Annotated in this window: 11 protein-coding genes; 4 read left to right on the forward strand and 7 right to left on the reverse strand. The window is 59.6% G+C overall.

The genetic code is table 11. The features are described 5' to 3' along the window. Positions 1 to 158: 158 nt before the first annotated feature. The 4 genes from J7399_RS11295 to J7399_RS11310 form a co-directional block, all read right to left on the reverse strand. A complete protein-coding gene (locus J7399_RS11295) occupies positions 159 to 1352 on the reverse strand; it encodes an HlyD family type I secretion periplasmic adaptor subunit (RefSeq protein ID WP_209079036.1) in 1194 nt (397 codons plus the stop codon). After that, complete coding sequence (locus J7399_RS11300) at positions 1349 to 3664, reverse strand: type I secretion system permease/ATPase (RefSeq protein WP_247742866.1); 2316 nt, start codon at positions 3662 to 3664, stop codon at positions 1349 to 1351. The genes J7399_RS11295 and J7399_RS11300 overlap by 4 nt, the downstream gene beginning before the upstream one ends. Then, entirely contained in the window at positions 3661 to 4944 is a 1284-nt protein-coding gene (locus J7399_RS11305; RefSeq protein WP_247742867.1) for a TolC family protein, read from the reverse strand. Before J7399_RS11305 ends, J7399_RS11300 begins: the two co-directional genes overlap by 4 nt. A gap of 132 nt (positions 4945 to 5076) precedes the next feature. Further along, positions 5077 to 8184 (reverse strand): Ig-like domain-containing protein, encoded by a 3108-nt coding sequence (locus J7399_RS11310; RefSeq protein WP_209086207.1) that lies wholly within the window; start codon positions 8182 to 8184, stop codon positions 5077 to 5079. A gap of 864 nt (positions 8185 to 9048) precedes the next feature. On the opposite strand from J7399_RS11310, the gene J7399_RS11315 reads away from it, so the two are divergent. From J7399_RS11315 to J7399_RS11330, 4 genes are all read left to right on the forward strand, one after another. After that, positions 9049 to 10176: a porin gene (locus tag J7399_RS11315; RefSeq protein WP_209086210.1), complete on the forward strand. Its 1128-nt coding sequence runs from the start codon at positions 9049 to 9051 to the stop codon at positions 10174 to 10176. Positions 10177 to 10485: 309 nt separating this feature from the next. Then, positions 10486 to 11619, forward strand: coding sequence for a porin (locus J7399_RS11320; protein ID WP_209086213.1), 1134 nt, complete (start codon positions 10486 to 10488; stop codon positions 11617 to 11619). Between the two features lie 182 nt (positions 11620 to 11801). Then, positions 11802 to 13136, forward strand: coding sequence for a trigger factor (tig, locus tag J7399_RS11325; protein ID WP_209086216.1), 1335 nt, complete (start codon positions 11802 to 11804; stop codon positions 13134 to 13136). A gap of 258 nt (positions 13137 to 13394) precedes the next feature. After that, entirely contained in the window at positions 13395 to 13808 is a 414-nt protein-coding gene (locus J7399_RS11330) for a DUF1330 domain-containing protein (protein WP_247742868.1), read from the forward strand. An 87-nt stretch (positions 13809 to 13895) separates the two neighbouring features. On the opposite strand, the gene J7399_RS11335 is transcribed toward J7399_RS11330, so the two are convergent. The 3 genes from J7399_RS11335 to J7399_RS11345 form a co-directional block, all read right to left on the reverse strand. After that, on the reverse strand, positions 13896 to 15131 hold the full coding sequence (locus J7399_RS11335) for a biotin/lipoyl-binding protein (RefSeq protein ID WP_209086220.1): 1236 nt from the start codon (positions 15129 to 15131) through the stop codon (positions 13896 to 13898). A 3-nt stretch (positions 15132 to 15134) separates the two neighbouring features. After that, a complete protein-coding gene (locus J7399_RS11340) occupies positions 15135 to 15587 on the reverse strand; it encodes a hypothetical protein (RefSeq protein WP_209086223.1) in 453 nt (150 codons plus the stop codon). Positions 15588 to 15759: 172 nt separating this feature from the next. Next, on the reverse strand, positions 15760 to 16233 hold the full coding sequence (locus tag J7399_RS11345) for a lytic transglycosylase domain-containing protein (protein WP_209086226.1): 474 nt from the start codon (positions 16231 to 16233) through the stop codon (positions 15760 to 15762). Positions 16234 to 16244: the final 11 nt, after the last annotated feature.

Genomic DNA, 16244 nt, shown 5'->3' on the forward strand with positions numbered 1-16244 from the left:
CGGGCGGCGCGAAGTTTTGTTTGCTTTTTCCGAATACAAATGTGTTGATGTGTTCATTCGGCTTAATTTTCCAAAAGCCGTAATTGGCGTGTAGGCAGCAAATGCTAATTTTGTCCGCAATCACGACATTCCCCGGCCTCAAACCCAAGCCACCAACCCTACGGCTCGCGAAACGCCTCTTTGCTCTTATAAAGCGGCTTGAGCAGGTAGCGCAGGATGGTTTTGGAGCCGGTGTGCAGCTCTACGGTGGCGCGCATGCCGGGGCGGATTTCTATGGCTTTTTGGCGCTCGGTCAGGGCGTCGGCGTTCACGTTGACGGTCACGCGGTAAAACGGCGGGGCGGAGGGGTCGCGCTCGTCTTCAAAGGTATCCGCAGAAATGAAATCGACCTTGCCCTTAAGCGTGCCATAGATGGTGTAATCATAGGCGGTGAGCTTGATGGAGGCGTCTTGGCCGGGCTCGACATTGGCGATGTTTTCCGGGCGCACACGGGCCTCGACAAAGAGCTCTTCGCCAAGCGGGATGATCTCAAAAATCTCCTCACCCGGGCGGACAACGCCGCCGATGGTGGTGACGGCGAGATTGTTGACGATGCCGCGCATAGGGGCGGTGATCACGGTTCGGGAGAGCTGATCCTGTGCGAGGCGCATTTCCTGCCGCAGGGAGGTGATCTCTTTGAGGGTTTCGGAGTATTCCTCCGCCAGCACCAGCTCGGCCTGCGTGAGGATGTCCATATAGCGGATCTCTGCCTCTGAGGCTTTTTCACGGGCCTTGTTGACCTCCAGCAGCGCGACGAACTCTTTCTTGTAGAGGTTCTCCATGTTGGAGAGCTCTTCCTGAGCCTGCTCAAGCTGGGTGAAGGCCCCTTCGCGGCGGCTGTCGATGTCGGTCTGGCGGGCGGCCAGCAGCGCCTGCTCGGAAGACAGAATGCGCGGGGCACGGGTGGCCAGCTCTTCGGGCACGTTAAATTCGAATTTGCCTTCGATTTCGGCCTCAAGACGCAGACGGCGCAGCTCCAATGCGTCGATCTGGTCCTGCAAATCGTCAAAGGCGGAGCGGAAGCGGGTGTCTGACAGGGTGGCGAGCACCTGACCGGCCTCCACAAGGTCGCCCTGTTTGACGGCGAGGTCCGCGAGAATGCCGCCCTCGAGGTTTTGCACCGATTGGGAGCGGGAGGAGGAGACAACTTCGCCGTCTGCGCGCACGATCTCATCGACCCAAGCAAAGGCGGCCCAGAGCACAAACAGGCCCATGGCAATGGCGATCAGACGGATGGTGAGGCGGGAGGCGCGGAGCTGGTCGTCCAGCCCGCTGTCATAGCCTGCGTCATTGTCATATCCGGTGGCGCTCATGTGCGGTCTCCGGCGGCGAGATGGGCGAGCACCTGCTCGCGGGGGCCATCCACCACGAGGCGGCCGTTTTGCAGGATCAGCGTGCGGGTGGAGAGCGATAGGATTGGCGTGCGGTGCGTGGCGATCAGGGCGGTGCGGCCGTTGAGCCATGCGGACAGGCGGCTGACAAGCGTGCGCTCCAGCGTTTGATCGAGCGCGGCGGTGGGCTCATCCAGAAGCACGATCTGTGGGTTCTGCAGCCAGAGGCGCGCCCAGCCGATGGATTGGCGCTGACCGATGGAGAGGCCTTCGCCGCCGTCGCGGATTTGCAGGTCGAGACCTTGCGGGTGATTGCGCAGGAAGGGGCCGAGACCGGCGAAGTCCAAGGCTTCCATCAGGCGGTCATCATCGCGCTCAAGCTGGGTCAGGTTGAGGTTGTCCCGCAAGCTGCCCGCAAAGAGGCGGACATCCTGAGACAGGTAGCCGATGTTGCGGCGCAGGTCGCGCTGGTCGATCTGGCTCATATCGGTGCCATCGAGCAGCAGCCGGCCTTTGGTCGGGCCGTAAAGGCCTGCCATAAGCTTCAGGAGCGTGGATTTGCCGGAGCCGTTGGCACCGAGAATGGTGACGCGCTGGCCGGGTTTGATGACAACACCGGGGACATCAAGTGTGGGCGCACCGTCTTCGTCATAGGCAAAGGACAGCTCGCGCAGTTCAAACTGGCCGGAGAGCTTTTCGCGGCGGAGATATTTGCGTTCGCCGTCTTTCTCCTGCTCAGAAAGTGCAATGGCATCAAGGTTTTCCAGTGCGCCTTTCACGTTGGACCAGCGCGCAAGCGTGCCTGCGAATTGGGTGAGAGGCGCAAGGGTGCGCGAGGTCAGGATGCCGGTGGCGATGATGGTGCCGACGGTAAATTCACCGGCAAACACCAGATAGGTGCCGATCACGACAGTGGCGATATAGGTGGTTTGCTGCACGCCTTGAGACCAGTAGGTCAGGGCGGAGCTGAGGCGGCGCTGTTCGGCGGAAGAGTAAGAGGACACCGCGTTGAGTTCGTCCCAAAGACGCAGCACGCGGTCTTCGCCCCGCTGGGTTTTGACAGTGTCGAGCTCGGTGATGACCTCCTGCAGCAGGCGGCCGACCTTGGCGGAGGCGCCTTGGGTTTCGCGAGACAGTGCGATCATACGCTTCTGCAGGACATAAGCCGGAAGCACCATCAGGACGCCGCCGAGCATCAGCACCCAAACCAGATTGCCCGCTATGGAGGCAACGAGCGCCAGAAAGATCACGATGAAGGGCATGTCCGCCAGCACGGAGATCGTGGTGGAGGTGAAGAAATCACGCACCGCACCAAAGTCGCGCATGGCGGCAAAGAGACCGGAGGGCGGCAGGGGGCGGCGGTCTGAGCGCATGCCAAGCAGGCGTTTCATCAGGCGATGCTGGATGGAGAGCTCCATGCGGCGGCCAGCGGCGTCGCTCATCTTGGCGCGCGCGAGCTTGAGGAGCCCCTCAAGACAAATCGCAAAGATCGCGCCAATGGCCAGCACCCAGAGCGTGGCCTGACTTTGATGCGGGATCACGCGGTCATAGACCTGCAGGGAAAACAGGGCGACGGCGACGGCGAGCAGGTTGGCCACCAGAGAGCCCAGCATGATCTCGCCCATATGGCGGCGGTATTTGGTGAACTCGCCCCAGAACCAGTGACCCGACATGCCGTCCGCGATTTGCGGGATGTGCCGCTCTGCCAGTTGGCGCAGGGAAACTTTGGCGCGCAGAGCGGTGCCGGAGAAGAACGGCGTAAACTCCGCAACCGGTACCTCGGCGCGGTTGTCGGGCTGGCTGTCGTCATAGACGGTGAGCGTCTCGTCTTCTTGGGAGAGCACCAGCACGGCCTGACCGTTGGTCATCATGGCGATGGCGGGCCAGGCGGCAGGCGCGGGCGCACGCTTGCTGTGAACTTTGGGCTCGACACCGGCCTGCGCCAGCGCGTTTGCGAGCGCTTTGACGGAGACATCGCCGGGGGCGGAGGTCCACATGTGTTCGGCCACATCTGTGACGGGCACCTCAGAGCCGTTGAGCGCCGCCAGCGTAGAGATCAGCGTGGCGCGGTGCTGGATGCGGTTGGCGGTGGCCTCCACCAGATCATGGATCGCGTCGCCGGGTTTTGCAGCTTCAGCCTCAGCGGCTGGGGCCGATTGCGCCGCAGAAATCGTGCTGACCTTGGGCGGGCGGGTCTGGTTGGCCTGTCCGGCCTGATTGGCGGGCTGCGTCGGTTTGATGGAGGCGATGGAGAGCACCGTTGGCGCCTTGCCTTTGGGGGTATCCGCGGTCAAATCGCGTCTCCATCCGCCAGCAACCCGAGATCGCGGGCCAGCTCCAGCTGCGCAAGAAGGCGGTCATATTTGGCGTCAACGCGGTCCAGATCGCGCAGCACGGATTGTTCGTAGACGTCCACAACCTCCAGCACCGAGCGCTGGCCGGCACGGAATTGCGCCTCAAAGAGTTTGTAGGTTTTGCGGCCTTCCTGAGCGAGGTTTTGCGCCTCGGCTTCCTGACGGGAGAGGCTCTGAATATTGCTTTCCAGCCGCTTGCGGAGACGGTCGCCATCTTCACGGGCTTCATCCACCTGACGAGCGGCGATGTCTTTGGAGGCTTCGATGGCTTTGAGGCGCGCACCGGTGCCCAGACCCAGGCCCACGTCATTGCCGACATTCAGGCTGCCGCTGCTGCCATCGGTGGTGAGGCTGGCCCCGGCGGTGAGGCCCGGAAGCTGGCGGGCGCGCTCAACCGTGGCCAGCGCCACGGCGCGGTCTGCTTCGGCGCGGGCTTTGACCACCTCAAGCGGTTCCACCGCCGGGTAGGCCTGATTGGGCAAGGGGGCGGCGGGGGTGAGCGCAAAGCGCGTGCCGGTCATGGCCTGCAATTCGCTGATCGCGGTGGCGGCATCTTCTCGGGCGGTATCGTTGCGGGTGTCCAGGGTCTGGATCTTGGTGCGCACCATGCGCAGATCGCCTTTGTTAGAGACACCACCGTCGATGCGGCCCTGCACGATACGTTCAAAATGTTTGAGCTGCTTAAGGCCACCTGCGCCGACTTTGGCCCGTTCCTGACCGCGCAGCCCTTTGATGTAGAGCGCCAGCGCGGTAAAGCTGCGCGCATTGAGATCCTGAGACAGGGTGACGGCGGCAACTTCGACATCGGCGGCGGCAAAGGCGCGCTCGGCCTTTTTGCGGCCATGGTCATAGAGCACCTGTTCCAGCACCAGACCGGCAATCACATCGCCCAAAGAGGTCAGCGAGATTTCCGGGCCAATCGTCGGAAGCCAGTTTTTGTCTTCCGCCTCGGCGCGCAGGCGGGCGGTTTGCAGCTCGGCCTCGGCAGCGCGGCGCGAGGAGGCGAGGGCCACATCGGACACTTCGCTCAAGGCGCTGTCGGCAGGCAGCACGGAGCGGCGCGCCAGCAACGTGTTGAGAATTTCGCTTTCGGCCTTGGCCTCATCCTGGGCAAAGCTGCTGCGCTTGCTGACCTCCGGTGTGGCGGCCGAATCCGCCTCAGAGGCTGGCTTTGGTTTTAGGAAAGACTCAGCTGAGTCAAGGTGTGGGACCGAGAACATGCAGCCGCTCAGAAGCGTGGCCCCAAGGAGCAGGGGCAGGGACTTATGATGCGTGCGGCAGGGCATGTCGCGTGCGTATAACCTTGAGCCGGAGGGAGAGAAAGGGCGGCAGAAGGCCGCCCCCGTGATCTGTTAGACGATTACGTTGATGTCTTGGTCCACCACAAGCGTCACGCCGTCATTGCCAACGGTGTAGACGTCATAGAGCTGACCGTCGATGGTCTCTGTCTGGTTGGTTTTGACCGCGCCATTGACGGTGATCTGGTCATCAGAGCCACCGTGGATCGTGAGCGTGTCAGAGGTGTCAGACAGGTTTTTGATCTGCGCTTCGGTCAGGGTCAGGCTGGTGTCGGACGCGTAGTCCAATTCGATGCCTTCAATGTTGAAGCCGCCGATTTGCGCGTGATTGAGCGTGCCCGAGTTGGTGGCATTGTCATCCAGCACAACCAGCGTGTCAGACTTGTTGCCCGCGCTGTCTGTGGAGGCGACCACAAGATGGGTGCCATCAGGCGCGGCCGAGTTCAGACGGAACAGCGTTTCATTGCCGCCCAGATCAATCTCGGTGGTGGCCACGTCAGTCGTGGTGCCATCGGTGTTCAGCGAGTGGATGTCATAGGACTGAGATTCTGTGTCCAGTGACAGGGAGGTGACCTCATCACCGGAGAAGGTTACCGACTCCACGATTGGAGTGGTGATCTCCGTATCCACCTGGAAACTGGCGTTGGCCGTGGCGGTGTTGCCCGCCGCGTCAGTCACCGAGAGGGTGGCGTTGGCAGTGTAGGTGCCCTCGCGCAACGCGCCCGACTCATAGGTCACAGACCAGTTTCCGTTGCTGTCTGCCGTTGTGCGGCGCACGACGCCGTCCACGTTGACAACCACAAGGGCGTTGGCCTCGGTGGTGCCGTCCAGCACAACACCGCCCCGCATTTGCGCAGCGTTCACCGGGTTTGCGAAGACGCCGGAGGACAGGTCCACGTTGATTGCGGTGGAGGTGTCGACGCGCAGGGTGCCGGAGGACGAAGCGCTGTTACCAGCGGCGTCGGTGGCGGTGACGGTGACCGCTGCGTCATATTCCCCTTGGCGCACATCGGAAGAGGTGAAGTTGGCTGTCCAGTTGCCGCTGCCGTCTGCGGTGACGGTGCGGGTGGCGTTCTCCAGTTTGACAACCACTGTGCTGCCGGCCTCAGCCGTGCCGGTCAGAGCAAAGCCGGAGGCGACCTCTGCGGCATTGGCGATGTCGTCCCCGCCGACCTGATTGCTGTCCAGACCTGCAGAGATCTGGGTATCGACAGCCACGGTTGTGGAAGAGGTGGTGCTGTTGCCAGCGGCATCGGTGGCGGTGGCTGTGACCAGGCTGTTGTAAGTGCCCTGCGGGATTTCCGCAGCGGTGAAGCTGGCCGTCCATGTGCCGTTTGCCGCGGCCGTGACGGTGCGGGTGACACCTTCCATGGTGACCGCGACGGATGCGCCCGGATCTGCGGTGCCGGTGAGCGAGATGCCGCTCTGGACCTCGGCGGCATTGGCGGTGTTGTCGCCACCTAGCTGGCTGCTGTCAAAGGCGAGACCAATCTCCGTATCCACGCGCAGGCTTTCGGTGGTGGTGATGGTGTTGCCCGCCGCGTCCGTTGCGGAGACGGTCACTGTGCTGTCGTAGGTGCCGGAGCGGATTTCGCCAGCAGTAAAGTTGGCGGTCCAGTTGCCGCTGTTGTCTGCTGTGACAGTGCGGGTGACGCCTTCCAGTGTGACGGTCACGGATGCGCCTGCGTCGGCGGTGCCGGTGAGCGCGAAGCCAGAAGCCACTTCGGCGGCGTTGGCTATGTCATCCCCTCCAACCTGATTGTCGTTCAGGTCTGCGGAGATTTCCGTGTCCACTGCGATGGTTGAAGTGGTGGTTGTGCTGTTGCCCGCGGCATCGGTTGCGGTGAGGGTCACCGTGGCATTGCCGGTGCCCGCTGTGACCGTGCTGGCCGCGAAGTTAGATGACCATGTGCCGTTCGAACCGACGGTCACATTCTGGGTGACGCCGCCAAAGGTGATGGCAAGTGCGCTGCCAGCTTCGCCGGTGCCAGAAAGTACAACACCATCAGTGACTTCTGCGGCGTTGATGATGTTGTCGCCTTCCACGGTGTTGAGCGCCACAGACGGGACGATGGTGTCCACTTCCAGCTGGTCGGTCACGGTGGTGACATTGCCGCGCGCGTCGGTGGATGTGATTGTGACAGCGGTGCTGTATTCGCCGGTGTTGATCTCACCTGAGGCAAAGGTCACCGACCATGTGCCATCGTCCAGCACGGTGGTGCTGTGCGTGGTGCCGTCGATTTCGACGGTGAGGGCTGCGCCCGCTTCGCCGGTGCCGGAGATCACATGGCCGGAGCGGTGCTCGGCCTCATTGACGATATCGCCGGTGGACACGGTGCCATCCTGAACATCCGCGTCTGGTGGTGTGGTGTCGATGTCGACCGAGGGTCCGTTCAGATCATAGGTGGTGGCATCAGGCGCAACCACCGCAACGGTGCTGGCGTAGACGCCATCATCGGGCAGGGCGGCTGCATCAAAGCTCGCGGTATAGGTGCCGTCATCTCCGACCGTGGTGGTCACGGTTTCAGAGCCGATGGTGACGGTCACGGTCGAGCCTGCCTCGCCGGTGCCGGTGATGGTGACGCTGTCATCCTCGGTGCCACCGACAATGCGCGAGACATCCGGGTCGTCCACGGTTGGGATGATGGGGCCGCCGTTGCCACCGCCATTGCCGCCACCGTCAACGGTGGAGGCCACAACGGCCGCACCGCCAACGCCGAGAAGGCCGGGGATAAAGCCTGCGACAGGCGCCACAAGCGGCGCAACAACCGGCTCGATGCGTTCCAGATCGAGGAAGGTCAGCTGGTCATAGGCGCTCCACTTTTCGGAGGTGGAGATTTCGGTGTATTGCGCAAAATACTGATCGACCACAGGCTCTCCGAGGTCGACCTGCTGGAAGGCGCCATTCTTGGAGATGAAGAGGTCACGCTCTTCGCCTGCGACGGATTGGAAATAATTCTGAAGTGTGATGGTCTCGCCTGACGCCAGGTGGATCACCAGATCCTCACCCTGCTGCATGTAGCCTGCGATGTCATCAGATGCGAGATTGAGAGAAACGTCCTTGGCTTGACCTAAAAAGATGACGCTATTGGCCTCTTCCGCAGTTTGCCCGCGAACGACAACCCCATCCGTCCCGCGGATGGCGTAACTCAGTGTACTCATATTTGTATTACCGCTCTAAGTTGATCGGGCTTTGGCCCTTGTTGGATTGCGGTGAGTATAGCTCATGACCTTCAATAATCTAGGGTTTTTCCACAATTTAAGGCGAATTCGGTGCAGTTTTTCCACAGGGTGTTGCGGATTTATTTGCGGGAAACCTGTTGAGCTTTAACGCTTATTTAGGAGGTTGTTCCGGAGGGGCGCTCGTTTGGGTGCCGAAAGGGTCGATTGCACATCTCTGGGGGTGAGCGGGCGTGTCTTATGGTTGCTTTGGAATTTCATAAATCTTCCAAAGGTAGAAATCGTGGTCAGTATTCCGGATTTACGTTCAGCGAAAAGGTGAGTCCTTGGGGAGCGGGGGTGCCGTGTTGGTCGCGAAAACGTGAACTCGGGGCGCGGTTCTTGTGCGCTGGGTAGCGAATTATGGCTCAAGTTGACTTTGGGTAAGCGGAAAACCGCTTATGTCGTTTTTGGCGCACGCGTAAGCTTGGATAAAATTCTGTTAAGTATCTGAAAATAAATCTATAAAGACAGAATGTCTGGCATTTAAACTGTTAATGGAAGGTCTAAATGCGAATTTCGATGTGGGAAAACGACAGAATTTCACTCGTTAACGACCTGAGCGTCCCCGATTGCTAAAATTTTAGCGAATACTGGATTTGCAAAGCCAGATGACCGGGCGTAGACGCCCCACCGCATCAGGGCTGCGTGCCCGAAAGCACTGCGGCGCGGGATGGCGTTCAGATGCGTTTTCACGTGGTTTTGAAGAACAGCATGACGGCTGGCGATCCCAATGAGGAGATCGTTGGCCAGGCACTCGCACAAAAAGCCCTTGGGAATGCCCAAAGGGATCTATGGAGAAGAACAATGGTTGGATTGAAACAATCCGTATGGATCGCCCCGGCGGCGATGATTGCAGGCAGCGTGGCGATGACCTCTGCAGCACAAGCAGAAGATGGCTTCAGCTTCTACGGCCGTCTGGGTGGCGCGATCACCAGCGTAGATGATGGTGTGGATTCCCAAAGCGAATTCAGCGACAACTCCAACTCGTCCAGCCGCGTTGGCGCATGGTACGAGCGTGGCGTTGCTGGCGGCACTCTGAAGTTCAACGTTGAGGCCTCCCTCGGTCTGCGCGGCACCGACGAAGTGAGCCAAGCGGGCACCCCAGACTTCCTGTACTGGGACCGCAACGACATCCGTAAGTTCGAAGCGATCTACGAAACCGACCGTTTCGGCACTTTCTACATCGGTGAAGGTTCTTCCTCCTCCGACGGCACCGCAAGCGCGGGTGACGTTGCTGGCACCGACATCGCGGGTGGCGTGTTTGTGGCCGATACCGCAGGCGGCTATCAGTTCCGCACCAGCGCAGGCGCTCTGTCCGGCGTGAGCATCGGTGACGTGTTTGACGGTCTGGACGGTGGCCGTCTGGGTCGTATCCGTTACGACGCACCAACCTTCAACGGTTTCACTGTGTCTGCATCCGCAGGTACCGAAATCCTGGAGCCAAACGTTGACCGCGAGTACTACGACCTGGCTGTTTACTACAACAACACCCTTGGCGACTATGACGTTGCGGGTGGCCTGTCCTACTCTCAAACCGGCAACACTGACAACGACGCAGACGCGATCGTTGGCTCCGTTGGCGCACTGCACACCCCAACCGGTCTGAGCGCAAGCGTTGCTTACGGCACCGCTGACTTTGACAACAACGGTGCAGGCGGCCAGCCTGACGCAGACTATGTCTATGTGAAGCTTGGTCTGCAGCGCGACTGGTTCTCCATCGGCCGCACCTACCTGTCCGTTGACGCATACCGTGGCAACGACTTCGCATCCGCAGGTGACGAGAGCACCGCATACGGTATCGAAGCGGTTCAGGACATCGACAACTCCAACATGAAAGTGTTCGCGAGCTACCACCAGCACCAGTACGAAGCGACTGGCGCGTCTTTCCAAGACGTTGACGCATTCCTCGTTGGCGCACGCTGGAGCTTCTAATTTCTGAAATCTTTCAGAAGTGAGCTTTGAAAGGCGGTCGGAATTTCCGGCCGCCTTTTTCTTATTTGGATTGTCCAATTGCGGGGCAACGATTTTTTTAATTTGTGGCATCGCAACTTGATGTCGTGAATTTGAATAAAATTTACGATATAGTCCAATTGGAGTGCTCAACTCATCCTTTGGGATTGGGTGGCGCTTTGAGCCCGAATTGAATTGGTGGGCCCGAATTTGCGAAACAGCAATTCGGGTGGGGCTCTCAAATACGACTTTAAGTCACATTTTGAACTCTCAATCGATTGGAGAAGCGTGATGGGTAAAAGGGTCTTGGGCAGTATATCCAAAATTACCAAAATCATGGTCGGCGGGGCGATTGCCTTTTCAGGGACAGCAACGGCGGTATTGGCGCAGAACAATGCCGAGCTTTATGGGCATTTGAATTACGGGTTTATTGTGGTGGATGACGGGGATACCACCACCAGCGAATTTGCCGACAACTCAAATGCGGTCAGTCGGTTTGGCGTGCGTTATTCCCAGCCAACTGGGCAGGGCACATTCAAATTCAATTTTGAAACCGGATTGGGTCTCGCGGGCAGCTCTGATTGGAGTCAGATCAATGATCCGGAGTTTCTGGAATGGGAGCGCACCAATATCCGGAAGGTGGATTTCAGCTATGAGGGCAGCTTTGGTAAGGTCTATCTGGGGCAGGGCAGCATGGCGTCTGACGGGATCACCGGGGCGAGCTTCTCTGGCACAGACGGGATTGCGACCAGCGCGGTTGCCGATGTCGGCGGCGGGTTTCACTTCAGCGACGGGATGGTTGATGGCACGGAACCCACTGTGAAATCGGTGTTCAATGACTTTGACGGTGGCCGGTTGGGACGTGTGAGATATGACACGCCGCCGTTGGCCGGAGGCGGTTTGATCCTCAGCGCGGCTGTGGGGGAGAACATCCTGAGCGAAGGTGTGGATGACACGGTCTATGACTTTGGTCTGGTCTACAACGGCGATGCCGGAGATTTGCAATATAGTGCGCGCATCGGCAGCGAGTGGACGGATTTTGACGCCGGCGGCGACGCCAATTCGGTGTTTGGGTCCTTTGCCATTTTGCACACGCCCACCGGATTGAACGGCAAGATCGCAGCCGGACGTCGCGACAGCGACAACAGCGCCGTGGACAGTGACTATTTTTACACCAAGCTCGGCAAGCGTGATTTTGAATGGTTTGCCTGGGGCAAGACTCATCTGTCGGCGGATTTCTTCTGGGCCAATGACTCCCGTCTTGCGGGCGATGATGGATTTGCCTGGGGGCTGCAGGCGACACAGGAGCTCGATAACTATAATGCCGAGCTCTATCTCGCGTATCGTCAGTATCAATATGAAGAGCCGGGGCTGGATTATCAGGATATCGACATCTTCATGGTGGCGGCACGCTGGAACTTCTGACACCCGCTGATCGGCAGAGGGCCGACCCTTGGCCTCTGCTTGGTCCCTGTCGCTGACTGAAAGCCGCTCTCTGCGTGGAATTGGCCTTGCACAGCGGCGCGGGGGCCACTAGAAGAGCACAAATTTTCTCGACTGCGCGCGGACTCTCATGTGCCGCGCGCCGCTACTTATGGGGACTCCTGATGCAGGTTACCGAGACTCTGAACGAAGGTCTGAAACGCGGCTATTCGATCACCGTGACAGCTGATGAGCTGGACGCGAAGGTCAATGAAAAGCTGAAAGAAGCACAGCCGGAAATCGAAATGAAAGGTTTCCGCAAAGGCAAAGTGCCGATGCCGCTTCTGAAAAAGCAGTTTGGTGAGCGCCTGATGGGCGAAGCCATGCAAGAGACCATCGACGGTGCGATGAACGCGCATTTCGAAGAGTCCGGCGACCGTCCGGCGCTGCAGCCGAAAGTCGAAATGAAAGACGGCGAAAACTGGAAGCCAGGCTCTGACGTAGAAGTCGAGATGTCCTATGAAGCGCTGCCAGAGATCCCTGAAGTGGACCTGAAAGGCATCAAGCTGGAGAAGCTGGTTGTCAAAGCAGACGACGCCGCCGTGGACGAAGCTCTGGGCAACCTTGCGGAAACCGCGCAGGACTTCAAAGCACGCGGCGAAGGCGACGCGGCACAGGACGGCGATCAGGTTGTCATGGATTTTGTGGGCCGCATCGACGGCGAAGCCTTTGACGGCGGCGCTGGCGAAGAATTCCCACTGACCCTCGGCTCCGGCCAGTTCATCCCAGGCTTTGAAGAGCAGCTGGTTGGCGTGAAAGCGGGCGAAGAAAAAGACGTGACCGTGACCTTCCCTGAAGAGTACGGCGCAGAAAACCTCGCGGGCAAAGAAGCCGTGTTCTCCTGCACCATCAAAGAGGTGAAAGAGCCGGTTGCTGCAGAGATCAACGACGAGCTGGCGACCAAATTCGGCGCCGAAGACCTCGCAGGTCTGAAAGCTCAGATCACCGAGCGTCTGGAAGCAGAATACGCCGGTGCCGCACGTGCGGTGACCAAGCGCGCGCTGCTTGACGAGCTGGACAAGCTGGTGTCCTTCGAGCTGCCACCATCCCTGGTGGAAGCAGAAGCGGGCCAGATCGCACACCAGCTGTGGCACGAAGAAAACCCTGAAGTGGAAGGCCACGATCACGACAAGATCGAGCCAACTGAAGAGCACAACACCCTGGCAGAGCGCCGCGTGCGTCTCGGCCTGCTGCTCGCAGAACTGGGCCAGAAAGCAGAGGTCGAAGTGACCGACGCCGAGATGACCCAAGCGATCATGAACCAGGCGCGTCAGTACCCTGGTCAGGAGCGTCAGTTCTTTGAGTTCATTCAGCAGAACGCACAGATGCAGCAGCAGCTGCGCGCGCCGATCTTTGAAGACAAAGTTGTCGACTATGTCTTTGAGCTGGCGGAAGTGAGCGAAAAAGAGGTCTCCAAAGACGACCTGCAAAAAGCCGTAGAGGCACTGGACGACGAATAAGTCCAAACCCCGTTAACGGGACAGTGAGAGGCCGCTCCAATGGGGGCGGCCTTTTTTATTGGTCGCTGCGGTCATTTGGGGGCTGCCGCGATTTGCAGCAGTTTGGAATGAGGCTGGCCCCCATACGCAGGTTTTAATGGGGGCCAGCCCCCATACCCCCGGCATACTTCAGGAATGAGAAAACGGGGCGCGGGGGAGGTGCTTGATCTTTTGGTGCTGTGGTTGTTCTCTGCGAAGGTGTTTTGAGGAGAGCAGACATTGGACTACACCACATTTGACAAGGCCGGATATGAGGCTTTCAAGGCCAACGATCGGGAGGGGCCGGTGCATATGCTGAACCTGATCAAGCTGCGTGATCAGGCGGTCTATGAAGACGGGCGAGAGGCCACCGGTGCGGAGGCTTATGCGGCTTATGGGCGCGAGAGTGCGCCGGTGTTCAAACAGCTTGGCGGCAAGATCATCTGGCGGGGCAGCATGGAGCAGATGCTGATCGGGCCGGAAAAGATGTGGGATCTGTGTTTTATTGCGGAGTATCCAAGTGTGGAGGCCTTCACCTCCATGCATAAGTTTCCAGAGTACCGCGCGGCGGTGGCGCATCGGCAGGCGGCGGTGGAGGACAGCCGGTTGATCCGTATGGCCCCGATGGCGCTTGGTGGGAATTTTGGAGAATAAGCGCTCTGCCAGAGTTGGATGACGAGAGCTTGCAACAAAAAAGCCCCGGCGGGAGACCGGGGCTTTTTCTATGTGCTGTCGCTGTGATCAGTGGTGGCCGGAGAAGACCAGCGTTCTGAACGGCATGAGAATGGCGCGGAAGCGCAGGATCAGGGCGTGGGCGTAGCCGACGGTGTCGATTACATGCAGGGCGACAAATTTTGCCGTGCCGATGTCAGGATCCTGCAGGCGCTCGTGGTTGCTGGTGTAGGCGTTGACCTCACATTGGCTACCAGGGGGTAGATGGTCGATGCCACCTTCCCAGAGTGGTTCCATATAGGCGATCACTGTGCCGGGGCGTTGCAGGTTTTGCGGATCGCGTAGGGTATCAGAGGGGCGCACCTGACCGGAGGGGATCACATCCTGCACTCCGATGATGACCATGGGGGTCACCCGCATCGGCGCGGTGGCGCAGGAGATTTCTGCCAGCATGCCGGGGTGCAGCACCTGTGCGGTGAGCTGGCTGAAGCCGGCCTGAAACCGCGCGCGACCGGTGTCTGAGGGCACAAGGATGCCCGCAGGGCGCAGGATCGGGTTGATGTAATCCCCGGGGCGAAGATCAAACTGTTCGATGCGTCCGGCTTGTCCGGCATAGATCGTCATTTTGGAGAGTTCCACCTGGGCCTGATTGAGAGAGGCCTCGGCGCTGTCTTTCTGGGCCGGGATCTGGATTTCCAGCCGGTGCTTGGCGGATTCAAGGGCGGAATGGGCCGCATCCACGGCGGCAAGACGTTCCTGAATGAGGTTTTCCAGACGCTCGACCTCACGCACGGTCACAGCGGGGGAGTTTTCCTGAAACAGGGTGTTTTTGCGCTCAAACTCGTCTTTGGTTTGCTCAAAGGCGGCTTCGGCGGCGTCAAAATTGGCCTGTGCCACGCGGGTGTCATCGTGGGCCAGAAGGGCGGCGGCATCCACTTCGATCACCGCTGCGCGGGCGGTGGCGACAGCGGCGCGCTGGCGGCTGTCATCCAGTTTGAAGATCACATCGCCTTCTTCCACGGTCTGGTTGTTTTCCACCATCACCTCGGTCACGCGGCCGCTGATTTCCGGCAGGATGGTGACGGTGCGGAAAAACGAGGTTACATTGGAGGTGGACGGGTGGTAATAGAAGATCAGGGTGATCAGGCTGACCGTCAGAATGAAGCAGGAGCTGAGGCCGTAGCGCAGCTCGTACCACATGGAGAACAGGGTGATTTCCTGTCCCAGACGTTTGCCCTGCCAATAGCGGCGGAACAGGAAGTCGGGGAAAATGGTCAGCATGGAGCAACAGATAAATTCCAGCATGGCTTACACCTCACCGTCTTTGGTGGCGTCTTTGGACGCCGTTTGGGTGGGGGCTGGAGTGGCCTCTGCGGATGCGGTTTGGGCGACGGTTTGCGGAGGCTCCGGCGATTTGAGGCGGTCCAGTGCATCGGCGATGCGCCCAAGCGGGGTTTCATAATCGGGGATCTGGATCAGGGCCAGCAGAAGGGCGGCCACCCAGTAGATGTTGTTGTGGGTGAACAGCGCGATCAGGGCAAGCACACCAACGATTTGGAGTTGATTGGCCCCCACTTTATGCGCGAGCTGTTCCGGCAGGGAATGCAGGTGCAAAAAGAAGGTGGTGAGGAGGAACACCATGACCACGGCAAAGATGGCCACATTGGTCATCATCGGGTCTGCCCCTGTCGCATCGGATATGAAGCTGGGGAGATGGTGGGGGGCGAGGGGGTGCAGGGTGCCTGCGGATTCGGTGCTCACAAGGGGCCTCAAAAACTGAAAACAATTGCGGGGAGAATAGTCTTCGCTGAGACCGCTGCCAAGGCGACTTCGTTAAGAATACACTAATCCCGTCAATCTGGTGCGGGGGTGTTTCTTATCTGCCAAGGCGCGAAAAAATCGCGGCCTCACGCAGGCACATGTGTTTGGGGGATCAGGGGGCGAGGCCGGTTTCTTTTAACAATCCTGCGCGCTTGGCCTCCGGGTAGTAGCCTTTGGCATAAAGGAACACAGAGCGGTCGTAGTTGCCCTCGGCCACAAGGTAAGCGCCGCGCAGGTATTTGACGGCGTAGGTCAGATTGGTTTCGGCGTCGAGTAGCCCCTCGCGGTTGCCGGTGTAGCCCATGCCGCGGGCGGTGGGCAGCTGGATTTGCATGAGGCCGATGTTGTTGCCGTTGGTGACCCAGGGGCGATGGGTGCTTTCGCGAATGACCACGCGCTGAACAAGATCGCGCGGCACCTCGTAAAAATCGGCATATTGGTTGATTAGCGCGCGCAGCTCTGGCGTTTCATTGGGGTAGAGCGGCGGGTCAAATTCAGTGGCGGCGGTTGGCTCTGTGCTGGCGCAGGCCGCTGGTAGGGAGATCAGAAGGGCGAGCGCCATACGGCGTGAATAGTGGGCGGGCATGCGGCCTCCTG

Source organism: Shimia sp. R9_1 (genome assembly GCF_017743775.1).
In the GTDB taxonomy this organism is placed as follows: Bacteria; Pseudomonadota; Alphaproteobacteria; order Rhodobacterales; family Rhodobacteraceae; genus Shimia.

Excerpts from the sequence above, each read along its gene's own strand:
- J7399_RS11345 (WP_209086226.1), bottom strand. The coding sequence starts at position 16,233 with ATGCCCGCCCACTATTCACGCCGTATGGCGCTCGCCCTTCTGATCTCC.
- tig (WP_209086216.1), top strand. The coding sequence starts at position 11,802 with ATGCAGGTTACCGAGACTCTGAACGAAGGTCTGAAACGCGGCTATTCG.
- J7399_RS11310 (WP_209086207.1), bottom strand. The coding sequence starts at position 8,184 with ATGAGTACACTGAGTTACGCCATCCGCGGGACGGATGGGGTTGTCGTT.
- J7399_RS11305 (WP_247742867.1), bottom strand. The coding sequence starts at position 4,944 with ATGTTCTCGGTCCCACACCTTGACTCAGCTGAGTCTTTCCTAAAACCA.
- J7399_RS11335 (WP_209086220.1), bottom strand. The coding sequence starts at position 15,131 with ATGCTGGAATTTATCTGTTGCTCCATGCTGACCATTTTCCCCGACTTC.
- J7399_RS11315 (WP_209086210.1), top strand. The coding sequence starts at position 9,049 with ATGGTTGGATTGAAACAATCCGTATGGATCGCCCCGGCGGCGATGATT.
- J7399_RS11320 (WP_209086213.1), top strand. The coding sequence starts at position 10,486 with ATGGGTAAAAGGGTCTTGGGCAGTATATCCAAAATTACCAAAATCATG.
- J7399_RS11295 (WP_209079036.1), bottom strand. The coding sequence starts at position 1,352 with ATGAGCGCCACCGGATATGACAATGACGCAGGCTATGACAGCGGGCTG.